Below are 17,400 nucleotides of genomic sequence, written 5' to 3'. Positions count from 1 at the left end.
CAAACGATATCTTTTTGGGTATGATGACCGCCCCATGACCACGACCGCCCCCGATCCCCACGCCGAGGCCCTCCGCTTCCTCTCCACCGCCGATCCCCGCCTCGCCGACCTCATCCAGACCGTCGGCCCTTGCCGTCTCGGCGCCGCCGCCCAGACGAGCGGGCCGTTTCATACGCCCGGGTTTTTCGAGGCCATCGTCGAGTCGATCGTCAGCCAGCAGCTCTCCGTGAAGGCCTCCGATACCATCTTCGCGCGCGTCCTCGCGATCGGCGGAGGAAAGCTGCTCCCGCCCGCCGAGCTCCTCCGCGTCGAGGAACAGGCGCTCCGGGCCTGCGGTTTGTCGGGGTCCAAGGTCAAGTTCATCCGGGACCTTTGCGAAAAGCTCCTCGACGGCACGCTCGTGCTCGATGAGCTGCCCGCGCTCGACGACGAGGCCGTGATCGAGCGCCTGCGGCGCGTCAAAGGCATCGGGCGCTGGACCGCGGAGATGTTCTTGATCTTTCGCCTCGGCCGGCCCGACGTGCTCCCCGTCGCGGATCTCGGCATCCAGAAGGGCATGATGAAGCTCCACGGCCTCCGGAAGGATCCGACGCCCGAACGAATGGTCAAGCTCGCGCGCCCCTGGAGGCCTTATCGCTCGATTGCTTGCTGGTACCTCTGGAGGCTTCACGAAACCAAGAAATGAGAGGGAGACGAACCATGGCTTTTCTTACGAAGATTCCTTTGCGGGCCCTCCTGGCCATGACGGCCGGCCTGCTCCTGTTCGTGGCGTGCGGCGACGAGGGAGGGAGCTCCTCGGACGGCTCCGGAGGCACGGGCGGCTCGCTCGCAGGCGCGACCAAGCGCTGCGGGCAGGACGTGGGGTGTCAGGTCGGCGAGACGTGCAAGCTCAACTTCATCGAATGGGGCTACGAGTGCGCCTGCGAGAACGGCAAGCTCGTCTGTGATTCCTGGGCCAGCGCCGCCGGCCCGCCCGCCGCGCCGCCCACCGATCCCGGGATCGAATGCATCGAGTCGTATTGCCAGGACAACAACCTTGCCTTGTCGTGCTCCTTCGCGAGCGCCACGTGCAACTACGAGGTCATGTGCAACCTGGGGACGGGAATGACCGATTCAGTCACGGGCGAGTGCCCGTAGATCACTTCCCGCCCGGCAGCACCAGCGTGGCCAGCACGTCGCTGATGGGCTTCGGTTTTCCGTAGAGCCAGCCCTGGGCATAATGAATGCCCATGTTCGAGAGCATGTCCGCCATCGGCTGCGTCTCGACCGATTCGGCCACCGTCTCGATCCCCAGCATCCCGCCGATGCGCTGCACGCTCTCCACGATCGCCCGGTGGAGCGGGCTGTCCAGCATGCTCCGCACGAACATGCCGTCGATCTTCACGTAATCGACCGGCAGGCTCTCCAGGTACCCGTAGGATGCGTGCCCGCTGCCGAAATCGTCGATCGCGAAGCGGCAGCCCATCGCCCCGAGCTCCTGCATCATCCAGAGCACTTCCTGCAGGTTCGCGAACGCCGCCGTCTCCGTGATCTCGAAGCAAATCTTCGTCGCCGGCACCTTGTACTTGCCGAGCTGCTCGACGAGGAAATCGAGCAGCCCCTCGCGCAGGAGCGAGAGCGCCGAGAGGTTGATCGCGCACGTGTGCAGGTTCTTCAGGTGCTCCTTCGGCAGCGCCCCGAGCGTCGCCAGCGTCCTCTGCACGACGTACCGGTCGATCTCGTCCATCATGCGGCTGTCCTCGGCCGCCTGGATGATCCCGACCGGCGACTCGAGCTGGCCCTCGTCGCCGACCACGCGCACGAGGACCTCGAAATGCAGGCCCCGCCGCTTCGTCGGCGGCAGCGCGTGGATCTCCTGCGCGAAGAGGCGCAGGCGGCCGTCCGCGAGGTGCCGCTGGATGCTCGCGACCCACTGCATGGCGCGCCGGCTCCGCGCCATGTCCTGGTCGTCGTTCATGTAGATCTGCAGGCGCCCGCGACCGCTGTCCTTCGCCAGCCGGCAAGCCTGATCCGCTGCGCCGAGCACCTCCGCCGCGCGGTGGAACTCGGCGCCGAACGGCACGAGGCCCATGCTCGCCTCGACCGGGAACGTCTTCTTCTGCCAGCCGAAGCGGAACTCGTGCAGCGTCCGCTGGAGCTTGCGCACGACCTGCTCGGCTTCGAGCGTGTCGCGGCCGTGGAGCAGCACGACGAACTCGTCGCCGCCGATCCGGCCCGCCGCGTCCTGCGGCCCCATGATCTCGTGCAGGCGCGTCGCCACCCACTGGAGCAGGTCGTCGCCCGCGTCGTGGCCGCACGTCGTGTTGACCAGCCGGAACCGGTCGAGGTCGAAGTACACGATCGCGTGCCGCACCCCGCGCTCCCGGCTCTGCGCGAGCGCGTGCTCGATGCGCTCCGCGAAGGCGTGCCGGTTCAAGAGGCCCGTCAGCGCGTCGTAGCGCGCTTGCCGCGCGATCTGGAGCGAGAGGAGCTGCTCGACGTTCGCGTCGCGGAACACCACGAGTTTGCCCGCGCGCTCGGGCGTGCTCTCGGCCGTGCCAGCGATGCCCGTGGCGTGGCGAATCGCCACGATCTGCCCGTCTTTCCGCTCCAGGAGGGCCGTGTGCCCGTGCAGGCCCGCAGGGAGCTGGCCGCTCGTCGGGCCCTCGGAGGGGAACGGCGTGGGGGGCGAGACGGGCCTCACGCGGAAGACCTCGTCGAGCGGCGCGCCGCGCTTGTCTTCGAAGCTCTCGCCCGTCAGCCGCTCCGCGGTCGCGTTCATGCGCACGATGCGGCCTTCGGCGTCGGCTTCCAGGATCGCCACGCCGAGCTCCGACAGGCTCGCGTCGAGCCCGAAGAGCGGCGCCTTCGGCAGCCACGAGCGGGTGCGCCACTCGCGCGTGTCGCGGCGCTCCTCCTCGTCGTCCTCTTCGAGGTCTGCCTCGATCTCCTCGGGCAGATCGTTTTTCGTATCTGAGCTCGTCACGTTGGCCAATACTACCTATAGCGAAAGCCTAGCGTCTCGTCGCCCGCAAATTCCGAGCGTGGCCGGCCGCCCGGGGCCGACGTCATTGCTTCACTTCGAACTCGACCTTGGTCACCTTGAACTCGGGCGCGCGTAGCTCCTTGGATCGCGTGGAGCCCGTCGGCATGCGGCAAAAAACGCGTTGCTTTCCTGCCTCCACCACCACGTCGATCGGCGTCACACCGTAGTACACGCCATTGACGGTGACCTTGCAGGCGCCTCCCTTGGCGCGGATCAGGAGTCGCCCGTGGCCCTTCGGGATCGGCTTCCAGGTCCAGCCCGCGGGGCGCGACGTTTGGGTGGCGCTCGGCGCAGGGATCGCCTCGTCCGCGAGGATTTCGATCGGTGTTTCGTCCGGGACTGCCGCTGCCATCTCGTCCGGCGTGAGCGCCGTCCCCGCCGCCGTGGCCACGCCCATCGAATCGGACGATGTCGTCTCGGGCGGAGTCGTCGCGACGTCGGGATCGGGCGATCGGCGCGACGCGATGAGGACGATCGCGAGCAGGAGTCCCACGCCGATCACGCCGATCACCGCCGCCTGCACCTGCCGGGTTCGTCGGGACGCACGCGGGTCGAGCGGGTCCGGGGCCTCGTGCTCCGGCGCGGCGACACCCGGCGGCGCCGGGAAGGGCGTGGCCGCGGGCGGCTGCGGGGACGGGGCGCCGAGCGGCGCGGCCGAGGCGTCCGCGGGCGGAAACGTCGGGACGGAGACGGGCGGCGCGGTGGGGCCCCCCGGCACGAGCGGCGGAGGTGCATCCGGACCCACCGTGGACACGGGCGGCGTGAGGGGCGGCGCGACCGCGGGCGGCGTCGTCGTGGGGCCGAAGGCTTGCGGCGCCGACAAACCTCGCGAGGAAGGCGGCGCGGGAGGCACGAACGGCGGCGCCAACATGCCCGGCGAGGACGACGGCGCCGCAGGCACACCGCCCATCGGCGGCGCGACGGGCAGCGGCGTCGCGACCGCGCTGAGGCTCGGGAGCGAGCCACGCGGGGCGTCCGCCGGGCTCGGGGCCGCGGGCGCTGCCGGCATGCCGCGGCCGCTCGCGACCGACTGGAACGCCTCCGCGAGCTCGCGCATCGACTGGAACCGATCGTCCGGGTTCCGCGCGAGCGCCCGCTGGAAGAACGCGTCGATCGCGGGCGGCAGCTCCGGCACGAGCGTCGTCGCTGGCGGCACGCGCGCGGAGAAGACCTGCACCATCACCTCGGCGAGCGTGTCGCCGGGGAAGGGGATCTTGCCCGTGAGCGCGCGGTAGAGCACGACGCCGACGGACCAGAGATCGCTGCGCACGTCGGTCTTCTTCGAGCTGCGGAGCTGCTCGGGGCTCATGTAATGCGGCGAGCCCATGAGCTCGCTCGTCTTCGTGGCTTCGCCGAGGGACATGTCCGTCTCCTTGGCGATACCGAAGTCGAGGATCTTCACGACCTCGACCTCGTCGTCGTCGTCCCGTGCGAGGAAGACGTTGCCGGGCTTGAGATCGCGGTGGACGACGCCGGCCTCGTGCGCCTTGCGCAGGCCCCGGCTCATCTGCTGCACGATCGGCGCGAGCGCTTCGAGCGAGAGCCGGCCCCGCGCGAGGATGCGCTCCTCCAGGCTCTCGCCGCGCAGGAGCTCCATCACGAGGTAGGGCGTCTCGTCCTCGATGCCGTAGTCCTGGACCGCGACGACGTTCGGGTGGCGGAGGTGCGCCGCCGAGCGGGCCTCACGCTCGAAGCGTGCGCGCGCGGCCTGGGACGCGGCCGACTCGTTCGAGATGAACTTGATCGCGACGTCGGTCTGGAGCGTGACGTGCCGCCCGACCCACACCGAGCCCATGCCCCCGGACGCGAGCGGCCGCTCCATGCGGTATCGACCCGCGATCACGGTCCCCGGCGCAAGCAACATCGAACGTTCCGGCCCTCCTCGACGCGGTGGCCCCGGAGCCTATCACAGCAGGTGGGTGATCACGCCGTAGATCGATCCGATGAGCAGGCCCATGTAACCGAGCATCGCGATCCCGAAACCAGGCCCACGTTTCTCCGCGGCTTGGTAGTAGCCCCACGCGTAGAGGATCCGGCCGAGGACCCAGACGGCGCCGAGCCCCGCGGCGAGCTTCGCGCTCGTGAACAAGGCGCAGATCCACAGGGCCGCGAAGAACGGAGTGATCTGTTCGACCGTGTTCTGCTGCACCCGCAGGACGCGCTCGAAATCGGGGCTCCCGGAGGTCTGGGGCGCCGGAACGTTGAATTTCTTGCGGGCGCGGCCGACGTTGAGCATGAACACGAAATACGCCACGAGCGCGGCGATCGTCGTCAATGCGGGCAGGGCGAGATCTTTGGACATGAGACGTACAGGCTCCCCGGCGCTCGTTCGGCCGGAGGCCCGTTCTACCGCGGCGCGGACCCCGGGGGAAGCCCCACGCGGCCCGCGCGTTCGCCTCGTCGCGTCAGCCCGTCCCGCCTTGTCCCTTCGGGGGCTCCTCCCCGCCCGTCTTCCTTTTGCTGCGCCGCGCGGAGAGCTCATCGAAGAGCCCGAACACCCGGCTCTCGAGATCGCGTGGCAGGCTCGCGTGGAGCTCGATTTCGTCACGCGTAGCCTCGCGGAATCGGTGGAGGAGCTTGATCGTCGATTTGCGAATCTGGTTGTTCTTTCCGTCGTTCTGGGCGTCCGCCTCGACAGAGGCACGCGCGGAGAGGAGTTTTCCGAGCGTATCGCCCGCGTCGACGAAGCCCATGGCCCAATGATGGAGCGTCTTGCCATCCGGCAGCGGCAGCGACTTCAGATCGGCCTCGAGCTCGGCGAGCTTGAATCGGTTTTTTTTCGCCGCGGCGGCCTCTTCGGCATACGAATCGGCGAGGAGGCTGCGCTTCGGCAGCAATGCCTCGCGGACACGTCTTACGATGGAGCGGGTCACCTCGGAGACATCGGGCGCATGAAGGAGGGCCTCCGTATAATCCCAGAGGCCGCCGCCGAAGCTGTCGTGAAGGAAATCGGCCTCGGCGAGCTCGTCGGCGAACGCGCGGCCCACGAGGGCCGGCGCGAGGGCCTCGATGGTCGCATACTGCGCCTGGAGCTGGGGGAGGTAGACCTGGCTGCAAACGAGCAGCACGAGGTTGGGCTTGCGGTCGGTGAGGAGATCACGCATGCCGAGATCGAGGTCGCCGAGGGTCAGGTTTCGCACGAGGTGGTCAGGATAGGGTTGGGAGGTCACGGCCGTCAAGGGAGACGAGTGAGACGACATCGGGAGGGGGGACGAGGTTCGAAGGCGAGGACGCGCTCGGGGGATTGGGACCGCGTGGGGGTCATCGGAGAGGAGGGCAACGGCAGGTGAAGGGGCCACGCGGGTCCTCCGGCATGAGGGGCGCGAGGGGTTTGGGGGGCATGCGGGTCATCGGGGAGGAGACGTACGGGGGGTTTGGGGGGCCTTGGGGTCATGGGCGAGGACGATGGCGAGGGGTTCGAGCGTCGACCACGTGGTGCATGGTGACGGCGCTTACGTGCCGAATTGACGGAACTCGAGAACTCTGGTCGCATCTCGGTCATGCCGTTCCAGCGCATGCGATCCCTCCTCTCCCTCGGGCTCCTCGGCTGCGCGACGATGGCGCTCGTGCCGCTCGGCTGCGGGGCCACGGTCCGACAACTGGCGCAGCAGGACGACCGCCCGCGCGTCCCCGACGCCACCGCGGAGCGCCTGCGCGCGTGCGTCGATGAGCTCGGCGGTGAGCTCGGGAGCGGATATTACACGTTTGATGCCAGGGTGAAGGTCGACGAGGACGGCCACGTCGTGGATGTGGAGAGCAAAGGCGTACCCCATACGGAACTCGCGGTATGTATGCGGATCGCGCTGCGAGGCATGACCGTCCCGGAGGAGCTGCTCGGGCTGCGCAAGCTGCGCCTGTCCGCGTCGCCCGCTCCTGCGAACGGGCAGACAACGGCCGAGCGTGGGCTCGTCGGGAACCCCGGGTTGCTCGTGGTCGTGGCGGTCGCCCTCGCCGACCTCGTCATCGAAGTGGGCCCCGGCGTCCTCATCGTGTGCGCCGCTTCGCTGGAGCTCAGCAAGGCGGATATTGTGAAGACGTTTCGAGAGCGGGAAAAATGGGAGGAGGAATGTCAAAGTGGTTTAAACAATTGCCTCATGTCGCCTCTGCAGAGCAAACGGGGCAGCACATGGAACTCGAAGAGATGCAAGATGTGCTGGGAGCTGTGCAAGGCGCACAAGGAATGGCAGGACGGCGTCGAATTCACGGACGGTACGTGGGCATCCTGCAAATAACAGGAGACCATCTGGAGTAGGTGGCATGATCACGGAAGAAGAACTCGAGCAACTCGGCCAAGAGTTTGCGAATGCGAGCGAGGCCATTTTGGCCAAATCGTTCGAGCGTGACTTCGTCGATGTCGCCGAAGACTACCGCAGGCTGGAGGCTGAATATGTGGCACGAATGGGCGACCATGAATTCGGCGTGCTCGAGACGAAGCGCCGCATCGCCGAAGACATTCTCTCGACGGCACACTCCAAGCATCCACCCTTCGAGGTCTGCCGGGAGGTCTGGAACGAGCTTGTTCGCCTCGGCTTCTCGAACACCTTCCGAGAATGCCTGATGAGCGGATTTTACGCGGATTGCTGCGCGTACGACGAGAAGCCCGAGGAGGGCCTCGCCGTGCTCGAACCCCTCATCGCCGAGCTCGAGCGTGGGCTCGAGGAGGCCAAGGCGGCGCAGAAATCCACGGGCTTTTACGAACAGGAGCTGGGAAGACTGCACGACCTCCAGGGCGCGCTCCTGGCGCAGCAGAGGGGACAGCTCGGCCCAGAGCGAAGCACCCGGCGGCTCGACGAGGCGCACCCTCCCACCCCGGAAGAGGAGAAGAGTGCTGCGCTCTGGGACGAGTTCTCCAAAGCGTGCCTCGCCGTCTACAAGACCTTTGCGAGGACGCGGGAGCGGAGCTTCGCCGACGTCGCCGCCGATTACAGGCGGGTCGAGGCGGACTTCACGGCGCGCGCCGGCGAGGACGAAGCCACCCCGGACCTCGTGCTCAGCGTGAAGGGACGCATCGCCCGCGATGTGCTCAGGGCAGCAACGATGCTCGAACAACCCTTCGAGGTCTGCCGCGAGGCCTGGAACGAGGTGGTCCGCCTGGGCTTCTCGGATCTCTGGGAACAATGCCAGGAGGCAGAGACATACGCGGACGCGTGCTTGCGCACCCACAAGCCCGACGAGGGCCTCTCCGTGCTCGAACCCCTCATCGGGGAGCTTGAACGGGGGCTCGAAGCAGAGCTCCAGCGCCGGAGCGAGGCGCAGGCGCGAGGCGAGGTTCCCATGCAGGCGGGCCTGACCCCGAAGTATTACCGAGATATGATCGAGTCCTTTGTCGAGCTCCGGGACAAGCTGGCAGCGCAGCGAAAGGGCGGCGAGCCGTCGAGCTGAGGACCGCTCGGGACACGAGGTTGGGTCGGGCCGGTTTCCCGCGACAGGCCGGGAACCGTCTCGACGCCGCCTTGACCCGCGGACAAACTTGGTGTAGCCGGAGATCATGCTGCGCGTCGGCGTGCTCGTGGGCGCATCGCTCCTGGTGGTTCCCGGTTTGGCGCGGGCAGCACCTGGGGTTTCTGCCTCTCCTGGAGAGCGCCGGTCGCGTCTCGATGCTGCGTGGTCCATCGGAGCCGGACCAGCCCTTCAACTCGGCGGGTACCTGCCCAACGTGCTCAGTGTCGGGGGGACCGCGACGCTCATGCTGCGCACCTTCGGGGACGATGGGTGGGGCGGCGGTCTCACATTGACCTTTACCTACCTCCGGACCGTCACGCCTGCGACGCTCTACGGTGCCGAGGTCGAGGGCGCCTACGCCAACGGTACCGTCGGCGTCTGTATCCGGCGCATCGAGCCATTCGGGTTTTGTGGTGGGTGGCGGATGCCTGGAGGCGCCTACTTTCCTCGAACACCCGGTGCGACGTGGGAACATGGGTGGAGAACCAGCGGGTCATTGAACGCCGGTGTCGACATGCTGATCACGCTGGCCGACCGTCTCTCGCTCCGACCCATCCTCACCTTGGACGTTTATGATTGGCCGACGCGGCTCATCGTGAACAAGCGCAGAGACCCGGAATGGCGGTCGTTCCCGCTCTTCGCCACCCTGTCCGTGGAGCTGACGTTGGATTTTTGGAAACGAGACAAACCGACGCCGCAGTCGAAGTGAGAATCGATGATGAACCACTCGTATCAGACGCTCTTTTGTTTGTTTTTGGCGCTCGCAGGGTCCGGTTGTGAAGGTCCCCATGAGCCCGTGGTCATCTATACGTGCAAGGACCCGGATTATGACCACAAGGACAAGGACGGTAATCCCGACCCCTGTCACGAGAACGACGAGAAGAAGCCCATGGCCTGCGGCGCGGCGTGCGCCGATGTGGTCCTGGGTGTCAAAGCGGTCCCGGTGGCGCTCTGGATCGGCGAGGAGCGCGCGTTGCCTGCGTGTCCGAAGAGCATGCCCAAGGCGGACTTCAACGGCGGCGCGGGCATCCTGGCACCACACGCGTGCCCGGAGTGCCGGTGCACGGAGCCGGCCTGCGCGTTCGGTCCCGTCCTTGCGTTCGACAACGACGCTTGTGGTGGAGCCGTCGTCGGCGCGGCGATTCCTCCCCCGGCATGGGACGGCGCCTGTCAAGCGGCTCCATCGCTTCCGATCCCCGCGCTTGGTTCCTACTCGTTCGAGCCGACCGAGGTGGGCGGATGCGCCGTCGCGGAGGATCCGCTGCCCCCACCGCCGCATTTCGGCTCGTCGTCGATGTGGGAGACGACGGCGCGGGCGTGCCGCCATGAGGACGACGCGACGTGTCCGCCGGGTCAGCCCTGCGGCCTTCGCGACGAAGAACTGCCGTCCGGGTTTCGCTCGTGCCTACGGCTCGAGGGAACATCTCCGGAGGGGGCGGCATGCCCCGCGGATTTCCCGGAGTCGTTCGTGTTTTACGCGGATGTCGACGAGGGGCGAGGGTGCACGCCGTGTGAATGCGCGCCGGCAGGGGATGCGGTGTGCGTGTCGGTCATGAACCTGCATCAGCAGGCGGATTGTTCGGATGCGACGATGCTCGCGTGGCCCGTGGACGGGCTGGGTTACTGCGGAGATCCGAGCATGCCGACCAACATCCAAGGTGTCAGCGCGTTCTGGCTCCAGAACGAGCCGGGGACGTGTGTCGCCTCGGGCGGCGCTGTGACTGGAGAGATCAAGGCGATCGAGCCGGCGGTGTTCTGTTGCAACACCCCAGCGGCCGAGTGACCGCAGGGCGCCCTCTCACGGCCCGAACGCCGCGCCGATCTTCTCCCAAACGGCCGGCGCGACGCCGACCTCGAGGTGGCCGAACGCGACCCCTTCTTGCTTCGATCGTGACGCCTTCGCGTCCGCCGGCCAGCCCTGCGTGAGCTGATCCCGCGCGGCGATGCTGACGTCGAAGAGCACGCCGTCGCCCTTCGGATCACAGGTCGGGCACTCCATCCCGTCGATCTCGAAGATCGTGCCGGGCGCGCCGGGCTTCTGGCCGTGCACCACGTAGAGGGATTCGAGGTCGGGGCTCAGCCCGTGGCCCTTCAATCGCTCGATGAAGTTGCCGCCCATTTCCATGACGGCCGCGATGCCGATGCCGTCCATGAGCGTGTACGTCGCGTATCCGAACGAGTAGTCCTCGGCATGCTCCGTGTCGTACGAGACGTGCTTCGCCTTGCAGGGCGAGGTTTGCGGATCGTAGGAGGCGGCGCGGCAGGTGATGTGCGCGTCGTCGTCGTCGACCCATCCGCCGGTTCCAGGAAGCCCGGCCGGGTTGTAGCCGAGCTTGTAGATGCTCACCCAGTCGCGCCACTTCGTTTCGTCCGTGTCGAGCTCGGACCAATCGTACGAGGCCGGATCGTCCTGCCGGTTTGGCAGGGGATAAAACGAGCGCAGGTCGTAGGCCGTCTGGAGCTGCCCGAGGTAGGCGGAGACGTGCGTCCCGGACTCGTCGATCGAGCCCCACATCGCGTGGTTGTACTGATCGAAATCGAACGTTGCCGCGTTCGCGCCGTCCCCCACGTTGAGCGCCTCCAGGCTCGCCTGGGAGACGGGCTTGCCCTCCGCGTCGAGGCCCGTGATGTTCGAGGTGTAGATACGGTTGAAGAAATCGGGCCACGTCGCGCCGCGGTTCTCGCAGGCCGAGTAGGCGTACGGGTTCGGGAAGATCGAGTTCGGCCCGGAGGCATACCCGAACGTCACGCATTGCACCGCGCTCATCCAGCCCCAGGTCACCGGGCCCTGCCCGATCGGCGCCGCGTCGGGCGTGCTGTAGATGATGAGGTTGTTGTACGGGTGCCGGAAGTTCAGGTCGATGCCGAGGTGCGGACCCGAGAGCGCCACGTACGTGCGCACGTCCTTGCGGAAGGCGGGCACGTTCTTCGCGGAGTCCGCGGCGACGCGCTCGAAATGCTTGGATCCCCAATCCTTCCAGCTCGAAACGTTCGAGAGGTAGACGTCCGCCGCGAGGACGCCCTTGCTCCAGGCCACGACGTCGACCTTGGGCTGGCCCACGAGCGCGGAGACGCGGCGGATCACGTTCGCCAGGTTCGTCGCCTGGTTGAAGTTGTCGCCGTGGAACGTGCCGAACGTGAGCGCGTACGTGCAATGCCCGCGCTCCTCCAGCCATTGCACGAAGCCCGTCTTCTGCGCCGTGCCCGGGTACGCGTTGCCCGCGCCGTCGTCGCCGCCGGGCAGCAGCCAGACGTTGCCGTTTTGCATCGCGCCGTGCACGAGCAAGACGGGCGTCTTCGTCTTGTCACACGAGAGCGACGCCGTCTTCGGGCCGTGGTGCAAGAGGACGAACCGCGCCTCGGGGCGCATCGGCCCCTTCTTGCCGCAGGCCGGCGCGCCCGATTTGCCCGCTTCGCCGGCACACGCGTCCTTGTAATGGATGTTGAAGCCGTCGACGAGCTGCTGGTTGAGCGCGCCGAAATACGTCTTCAGCTTGTACGTGTCGTCCTCGAACGTGTCCTCCCAGCGGAGCTTCTGCGTGCGGACGTTGTAGCCCTCCGTGCGGTAGCGCTGGAGGCCCTCGACGAGCTCGATCTTGCCCCAGGACCAGGACGGCGGCTTGATCTCGCCGACGACGCGGTAATCGTCGACGTATTCGCCGGCCGCGGGCGGATCGAAATAGGCGTCGTACGCCGGATCGAACGCGTCCGCGGGCGGATAAGGCACGCTGCCGCCTTGCCCGCCCGCGCCGCCTTGCCCGCCCGCGCCGCCCGGCCCATTTCCGCCCGAGGCTCCCTGGCCCCCCTGGCCGCCCGTCGCCTCGGGATCCGGGGTCGACCCGCAGGCCGCCGCCAGAAGCAAAAAAAGCACGCCCACGGAAACCTCACGCAAAGCCATGGCAAACCTCCACGGAAATCGTATCGAGCCTAGGCGCGTGGGGGCAGGAAGGCAAGCGTCGTCTGCGGCGGTGCAACAAGCGCCGCAGACGAGAGATCAAGGTTACGATGGGGAAGAAGGGAGGAGATTGCTGCGGCGCAGCAAGGGGCCGGGCGAGGTGCGCAGCGGCTTTACTTGGCCTTGGCCTTGTCGAGGGGGATACGCACGAGGCCGGGGATGCCGCCCTTGTTGTACGTGTTGTGGGCCGAGTTCGTGACGTAGAGGTGGCGGCCCTTCTTCGTCTCGCCAATCGCCATGGCCGAGGGCTCGTAAAGCGCGGTCTCGGCGAGGACCTGCATCCCGCCGGTGAACTCGACGCGCATGATCTTGTCGGTGCGCCGGACCGCGAGCATCAAGCTGAGGCTCACCGGATCCTCGAGGATGCTCTCGGCGCCGCCGAGCGTCCCGCAGTCCGGGCCCGCGACCATGTCCGGCGCAATTTCGCTGGTCTGGCCGTCGAACGTGCCCTGGAAGATGTACGCGCGGTCGGCGTTCGTCGCGAAGAACGTGTTGCCGGAGATAAACGTGCTCGTGACGCCGTACGAAAGGAACTCGCCATACGCGCAGGCCGACGTCTGGTCGCCCGAGAGGAGCTGCGAGACGCCCGGATCATCCGTGATCCCGCTCGGCGAGACGACGTAGATCCGCGCCGCGTTCGGGACGGAGACGAGGCCGTATCCCGAGGAATGGAACGCGATATGCCGCGGAAAGCTCATCGAAGGGTGCGAGCTCCAGAGCGTGGCCGTGCCGCCGCCCGGGGGGAACTTGTAGATGCCCGGCATGAACATCCCCGGGTTTTCGCTCTTCACCGCGACGTACAGGTTCTTCTGCGCGTCGAGGGCGGCGCCCTGCGGGAACGCGATCCCGATCGGCCCCGGAATCTCGCCGTAATCGGTCACGGCGCCGGTCTCGAGGTCGACCTTCACGACCTTGGGGGCCACGGAGTAAACCACGTACGCCGTGGTCCCGTCGATCGCGAGGCCCTCCGGCAGCTCGCCGAGCGCGGGGTTGAACTTCGCGACCTCTTCGGGCTCCGCGGGGTAGACGATCGGGGCGTCGCCGCCGTCGCCGCCTTCACCACCCTGGCCGCCCGCGCCGCCCGCCGCGCCGGAGCCGCCGTCGCCGCCGTCACCGCCCGCGCCGCTCGGGTTGTTGTTCGAGCCGTCCGAGCAAGCCACGGCGAGCGAGGCGAGCGCGACGCCGAGGCACGAGAGAAGCACGCGCCCGAACGGGCGCTCGATCGATTGCCGATCGTCCTTCGATTTCATGAAAAGAACCTCCAACCGAGGGAGGCTACCAGCCGGCCTGGTCGGGCCGCAAGCCGACTGTCGCGCGAGCGGATCAGGCGAGCTCGAGCTTGCCGTGATCGTCGCAATGCCCGCCGTGCGGGTGATGCAGGTGCCCGCCGACGAGGTAATCGACGTGATCCCCGTGCGGGACGCCATCGTGGCCGCACGCAGGGCCGTGCGCGTGGCCCTGCGCGTGCCCACCGCAGGCGTGCGAGGGCGTGCATTCGTCGCGGTTCGCCTGACCCACCGAAATGACGTGCTCGTCCGTGTGATCGCCGTGCGCGTGGTGCAGGTGCCCGTCGTGCAGGTAATCGGTGTGCCCCTGGTGCCGGATCGCCGTATGCCCGCAGCCTTCGCCGTGCTGGTGGTCGTGGCTGCCGTGCGTGGGGTGGTCGTGCATCGCTTTCCTCCTCCCCACTGCTTGGCGCTGGCGAGCGGATGACGGTACCCCGGGTCCGCCGGGGCCCCATCGCGGGAAACACCGGCGCTCGGCCGTCCTCGGCCATTGCCGCGCGGCGCCACGTTGCGGTGGCCCGATCGGTCGCGCACAGTTCGGCCCCTCGTGCCCGGCGTCGTCGCGCTCCGCCTCTACTACCTCGCGAGCTTCGCGGTGATCGGCGTGTATTTGCCGTTTTTCCCGCCGTGGCTCGCGGCGCGTGGCATCGAGGGCCTGTCCTTTGGCCTGCTCACGGCCACGTTCCCGGCGATGAGCGTGATCGGCCCGCCGGTGTTCGGGCTCGTGGCCGACGCGCTCGGCCTGCGTGGTCACCTCCTGCGCGTCGCGTGCGCCGGGGCGTTCGTCGGGTTTGCCGGGGTCGCGGCGCTCGCGGGCGGCGGGGGCGCGAGCTTCGCCGCGCTGCTCTTGCCGGTCGTCGTCTTCGGGTTTTTCCGCTCCCCCATGTCCATGCTCGCCGACGTCGTGGCCCTCGAAGCGGCCCGCGAGGGGCACGTGCCCTACGGCGCGACGCGCCTCTTCGGCTCGATGGGGTTTCTCGTCGCCGCCGTCCTCGCCGGCGGGCTCGAGCCGACCTCCGCCGTGCAAATCCCGCTCGCCATCGCTGCGCTCCTCCTCGTCACGCTCGGCGTCACCTTCGCGCTCCCTTCCCGCGTGCCCGTCCCCGCGAGGCCCTCGGCCGCGCAGATCCGCGCGCTGCTCGCGAGCGCCGACGTGCGCCTCTTCCTCGCCTCCGCGTTCTTCGCCCAGGCCGCCTTCGCCTGTTACGACCAGTGCTTCTCGCTCCACCTGCTCGCGCGGGGCGCCTCGCCGCGTGTCCTCGGCGCGACCTGGGCCGTCGGCGTCTTCGCCGAGGTCCTGCTCATGGCCAACGCCGGCGCCCTCGCGTCCCGCGTCCGCGCGCCCGTGCTGCTCGCCGTCGCGTACGGCGTCGCGGCGCTCCGCTGGACCCTCATCGGGTTCGTCCCGGGCTTTCTGCCGCTCGTCGCGCTCCAGCCGCTCCACGGGATCGCCTTCGGGCTCGCGTGGATCTCAGCCCTCGCTTACGTGAAAGATCGTGCGCCGAGGCACCTGCTCGGGACGGCGCAGGGCGTGTTCGTAGCCACGGTCTCGGCGGGCTCCGTCACCGGCATGCTCGGCTGGATCCACGTCTATCGTCGCGGGGGCGGGGCCCTCGCGTTCGGGGGCGCCGCGCTCGTGTCCGCGATCGCCTGCGGGATCGCGATCGCCTTCGCGCGCCGCACGCGTGCAGGGCAGAACGAGGCCGTCGCCTGACCTGCCAGGGCGCCTCCCGACGCCAAACTTTTTTCGCTCAGCGCCGCGGCTCGGGTTACACCTCGGCAGCGGCGCGCGTGCCGCTCTCCGAAGCGAGGCATCCGATGTGCGGGATCGTGGGTTACGTCGGGACGCGGCATGCGGCTCCCATCATCGTCGACGGGTTGCGGAAGCTCGAGTACCGGGGGTACGACTCGGCCGGCGTCGCCATCCATGACGGCCATTCCATCGAGATCGTGCGGACGCTGGGCAAGCTCGCGCGGCTTGGGGAAGCGCTGGAGAAGCGGCCCCTCGCGGGCTCGACGGGCATCGGGCACACGCGCTGGGCGACGCACGGCCGCCCGAGCGAGGCGAACGCGCACCCGCACTCGGCCGGCTCGGTCGCCGTCGTGCACAACGGCATCATCGAGAACCACGTGGCCGTGCGGCAGGAGCTCGAAGTCGACGGGGTGAAGTTCCTCTCGGACACGGACACGGAGATCGTCGCGCACCTGATCCACCGGGAGCTGTCGCGCGGGAAAAAGCCGCTCTTTGCCGCGGTGCAGGCGGCGCTTCGGCACGTGGTGGGCGCCTACGCGATCGCGGTGGTGTCGCGCGAGGAGCCGGACGTGGTGGTCGTGGCGCGGCACGGCTCGCCGCTCGTCGTGGGCATCGGCGAGGGCGAGATGCTCTGCGGCAGCGACATCCCGGCGCTGCTCGCGTACACGCGCTCGATGATCTTCCTGGAGGACGGGGACGTGGCGGAGCTGCGCGCCTCGGGCATGCGTTGCGAGACCGTCTCGGGCGAGGTCGTGACGCGGAAGGCGAAGCACATCGACTGGAGCCCGGTGCAGGCCGAGCGCGGCGGCTACAAACATTTCATGCGCAAAGAGATCCACGAGCAGCCGGAGGTCGTGGAGGCGACCCTGCGCGGCCGGATCGACCTCGCCGAGGGCGACGTGTACGCCGCCGAGATGGGCGTGACGCCAGAGGTGGCGCAGTCGATCCGGCGTGTGTACTTCGTGGCTTGCGGGACGAGCCACCATGCGGCGATCGCCGGTCGTTACTGGATGGAGCAGCTCGCGAAGGTGCCCTCGGTCGTGGAGCTCGCGAGCGAGGTGCGCTACCGCGAGCCGCTCTTCTATCCGGACGATCTGGTGATCGCGGTGAGCCAGTCGGGCGAGACGGCCGATACGCTCGCGGCCGTGAAGGCGGCGAAGGCGGGCGGCGCGCGGGTCCTCGCGGTGGCGAACGTGCTCGACAGCGCGATCCCGCGGGTGTCCGACGGCGCGCTCTACACGCACGCGGGCCCCGAGATCGGCGTGGCCTCGACGAAATGCTTCACGACGCAGCTCGCGGCGCTGCTCTTGCTCGCGGTGTACATCGGCCGGCGGCGCAGCACGCTGCCGCAGGAGCGCGCGCAGCAGGTGCTGCAGGCGTTATGGGAGATCCCGAGCCACCAGCGCGAGATCCTCGGCGACGCCGATTACGTGCATGCCATCGCGAAGAAGCTCGTGCACGCGAAGGACGTGCTCTTCCTCGGCCGTGGGCTCGGCTTCCCGATCGCGCTCGAGGGGGCGCTCAAGTTGAAAGAGATCTCCTACGCGCACGCCGAGGGCTACGCAGCCGGCGAGATGAAGCACGGCCCGATCGCGCTGATCGACGAGCATCTCCCGGTCGTCGCGGTCTGCCCGCGCGACGCGCAATACGACAAGATACTCTCGAACCTGCAGGCGGTCCGGGCCCGCGAGGGTCAGGTCATCGCCATTGCCACGAAGGGCGACGAGGCGATGCTGGAGCTCGCGCAGCACATCGTGTGGATCCCGAAAGCGCCGGACGAGGTGATGCCGCTCCTCACGGTGCTCCCGCTCCAGCTCATTGCGTATTTCGTGGCGAACCTGAAGGGCAACGACGTCGACCAGCCGCGCAACCTCGCGAAGACGGTCACCGTCGAATGAACACGAGGGGGCACCTCCGTCGTGAGGTGCCCCCGCACGGC

General features: G+C 68.3%; 15 protein-coding genes. 8 read left to right on the top strand and 7 right to left on the bottom strand.

Going from position 1 to position 17,400, the window contains the following annotated elements; all coding sequences use genetic code 11:
* Nucleotides 1–34 precede the first annotated feature (34 nt).
* Nucleotides 35–685, top strand: a complete 651-nt coding sequence (locus E8A74_RS21875) for a DNA-3-methyladenine glycosylase family protein (RefSeq protein WP_136930992.1) — start codon at nt 35–37, stop codon at nt 683–685.
* A gap of 14 nt (nt 686–699) precedes the next feature.
* Nucleotides 700–1,137 carry a hypothetical protein gene (locus E8A74_RS21870; protein ID WP_136930991.1) on the top strand — a complete coding sequence of 146 codons (438 nt, stop codon included), beginning with the start codon at nt 700–702 and terminating at the stop codon, nt 1,135–1,137.
* A 1-nt stretch (nt 1,138) separates the two neighbouring features.
* Here the strand turns inward: E8A74_RS21870 and E8A74_RS21865 are convergent, their stop codons facing one another.
* The 4 genes from E8A74_RS21865 to E8A74_RS21850 form a co-directional block, all read right to left on the bottom strand.
* The gene (locus E8A74_RS21865) at nt 1,139–2,965 is read right to left on the bottom strand and encodes a putative bifunctional diguanylate cyclase/phosphodiesterase (protein ID WP_232379691.1); all 1,827 of its coding nucleotides are present in this window, start codon (nt 2,963–2,965) and stop codon (nt 1,139–1,141) included.
* 82 nt (nt 2,966–3,047) lie between these two features.
* Complete coding sequence (locus E8A74_RS21860) at nt 3,048–4,889, bottom strand: serine/threonine-protein kinase (protein WP_136930990.1); 1,842 nt, start codon at nt 4,887–4,889, stop codon at nt 3,048–3,050.
* Nucleotides 4,890–4,931: 42 nt separating this feature from the next.
* Nucleotides 4,932–5,327: an MAPEG family protein gene (locus E8A74_RS21855; protein ID WP_136930989.1), complete on the bottom strand. Its 396-nt coding sequence runs from the start codon at nt 5,325–5,327 to the stop codon at nt 4,932–4,934.
* A 103-nt stretch (nt 5,328–5,430) separates the two neighbouring features.
* Nucleotides 5,431–6,165: a hypothetical protein gene (locus E8A74_RS21850; RefSeq protein ID WP_136930988.1), complete on the bottom strand. Its 735-nt coding sequence runs from the start codon at nt 6,163–6,165 to the stop codon at nt 5,431–5,433.
* 375 nt (nt 6,166–6,540) lie between these two features.
* On the opposite strand from E8A74_RS21850, the gene E8A74_RS21845 reads away from it, so the two are divergent.
* The 4 genes from E8A74_RS21845 (at nt 6,541) to E8A74_RS21830 (ending at nt 10,250) form a co-directional block, all read left to right on the top strand.
* Entirely contained in the window at nt 6,541–7,257 is a 717-nt protein-coding gene (locus E8A74_RS21845; protein ID WP_136930987.1) for a hypothetical protein, read from the top strand.
* A gap of 25 nt (nt 7,258–7,282) precedes the next feature.
* Nucleotides 7,283–8,407, top strand: coding sequence for a hypothetical protein (locus E8A74_RS21840; RefSeq protein ID WP_136930986.1), 1,125 nt, complete (start codon nt 7,283–7,285; stop codon nt 8,405–8,407).
* 106 nt (nt 8,408–8,513) lie between these two features.
* Nucleotides 8,514–9,176 (top strand): hypothetical protein, encoded by a 663-nt coding sequence (locus E8A74_RS21835; RefSeq protein ID WP_136930985.1) that lies wholly within the window; start codon nt 8,514–8,516, stop codon nt 9,174–9,176.
* A 6-nt stretch (nt 9,177–9,182) separates the two neighbouring features.
* On the top strand, nt 9,183–10,250 hold the full coding sequence (locus E8A74_RS21830; RefSeq protein ID WP_136930984.1) for a hypothetical protein: 1,068 nt from the start codon (nt 9,183–9,185) through the stop codon (nt 10,248–10,250).
* Between the two features lie 15 nt (nt 10,251–10,265).
* Here E8A74_RS21830 and E8A74_RS21825 read toward each other — a convergent pair whose 3' ends face one another.
* The 3 genes from E8A74_RS21825 to E8A74_RS21815 all read right to left on the bottom strand — a co-directional run bounded on the left by E8A74_RS21825 (nt 10,266) and on the right by E8A74_RS21815 (nt 14,093).
* Nucleotides 10,266–12,365: an esterase/lipase family protein gene (locus tag E8A74_RS21825; RefSeq protein ID WP_136930983.1), complete on the bottom strand. Its 2,100-nt coding sequence runs from the start codon at nt 12,363–12,365 to the stop codon at nt 10,266–10,268.
* A 170-nt stretch (nt 12,366–12,535) separates the two neighbouring features.
* Complete coding sequence (locus E8A74_RS52525) at nt 12,536–13,672, bottom strand: NHL repeat-containing protein (RefSeq protein ID WP_170229281.1); 1,137 nt, start codon at nt 13,670–13,672, stop codon at nt 12,536–12,538.
* A gap of 73 nt (nt 13,673–13,745) precedes the next feature.
* Nucleotides 13,746–14,093 carry a hypothetical protein gene (locus tag E8A74_RS21815; protein ID WP_136930982.1) on the bottom strand — a complete coding sequence of 116 codons (348 nt, stop codon included), beginning with the start codon at nt 14,091–14,093 and terminating at the stop codon, nt 13,746–13,748.
* Nucleotides 14,094–14,255: 162 nt separating this feature from the next.
* Between E8A74_RS21815 and E8A74_RS21810 the strand changes: the two genes are divergently transcribed.
* Both E8A74_RS21810 and glmS read left to right on the top strand, forming a co-directional pair.
* Nucleotides 14,256–15,422, top strand: a complete 1,167-nt coding sequence (locus tag E8A74_RS21810) for an MFS transporter (RefSeq protein WP_170229280.1) — start codon at nt 14,256–14,258, stop codon at nt 15,420–15,422.
* 104 nt (nt 15,423–15,526) lie between these two features.
* On the top strand, nt 15,527–17,359 hold the full coding sequence (glmS, locus tag E8A74_RS21805) for a glutamine--fructose-6-phosphate transaminase (isomerizing) (RefSeq protein WP_136930980.1): 1,833 nt from the start codon (nt 15,527–15,529) through the stop codon (nt 17,357–17,359).
* Nucleotides 17,360–17,400 lie beyond the last annotated feature (41 nt).

Origin of the sequence: Polyangium fumosum, assembly GCF_005144585.1 — a bacterium.
Classification (GTDB): Bacteria; Myxococcota_A; Polyangia; order Polyangiales; family Polyangiaceae; genus Polyangium; species Polyangium fumosum.
This window is presented reverse-complemented; position numbering and strand designations above follow the sequence as displayed.

What these genes read in the sequence shown, in the direction of transcription:
- E8A74_RS21840 (WP_136930986.1), top strand. Translation starts at nt 7,283, where the DNA reads ATGATCACGGAAGAAGAACTCGAGCAACTCGGCCAAGAGTTTGCGAAT.
- E8A74_RS21870 (WP_136930991.1), top strand. Translation starts at nt 700, where the DNA reads ATGGCTTTTCTTACGAAGATTCCTTTGCGGGCCCTCCTGGCCATGACG.
- E8A74_RS52525 (WP_170229281.1), bottom strand. Translation starts at nt 13,672, where the DNA reads ATGAAATCGAAGGACGATCGGCAATCGATCGAGCGCCCGTTCGGGCGC.
- E8A74_RS21845 (WP_136930987.1), top strand. Translation starts at nt 6,541, where the DNA reads ATGCGATCCCTCCTCTCCCTCGGGCTCCTCGGCTGCGCGACGATGGCG.
- E8A74_RS21815 (WP_136930982.1), bottom strand. Translation starts at nt 14,093, where the DNA reads ATGCACGACCACCCCACGCACGGCAGCCACGACCACCAGCACGGCGAA.
- E8A74_RS21830 (WP_136930984.1), top strand. Translation starts at nt 9,183, where the DNA reads ATGATGAACCACTCGTATCAGACGCTCTTTTGTTTGTTTTTGGCGCTC.
- E8A74_RS21860 (WP_136930990.1), bottom strand. Translation starts at nt 4,889, where the DNA reads ATGTTGCTTGCGCCGGGGACCGTGATCGCGGGTCGATACCGCATGGAG.
- E8A74_RS21855 (WP_136930989.1), bottom strand. Translation starts at nt 5,327, where the DNA reads ATGTCCAAAGATCTCGCCCTGCCCGCATTGACGACGATCGCCGCGCTC.
- E8A74_RS21835 (WP_136930985.1), top strand. Translation starts at nt 8,514, where the DNA reads ATGCTGCGCGTCGGCGTGCTCGTGGGCGCATCGCTCCTGGTGGTTCCC.
- E8A74_RS21825 (WP_136930983.1), bottom strand. Translation starts at nt 12,365, where the DNA reads ATGGCTTTGCGTGAGGTTTCCGTGGGCGTGCTTTTTTTGCTTCTGGCG.
- glmS (WP_136930980.1), top strand. Translation starts at nt 15,527, where the DNA reads ATGTGCGGGATCGTGGGTTACGTCGGGACGCGGCATGCGGCTCCCATC.
- E8A74_RS21875 (WP_136930992.1), top strand. Translation starts at nt 35, where the DNA reads ATGACCACGACCGCCCCCGATCCCCACGCCGAGGCCCTCCGCTTCCTC.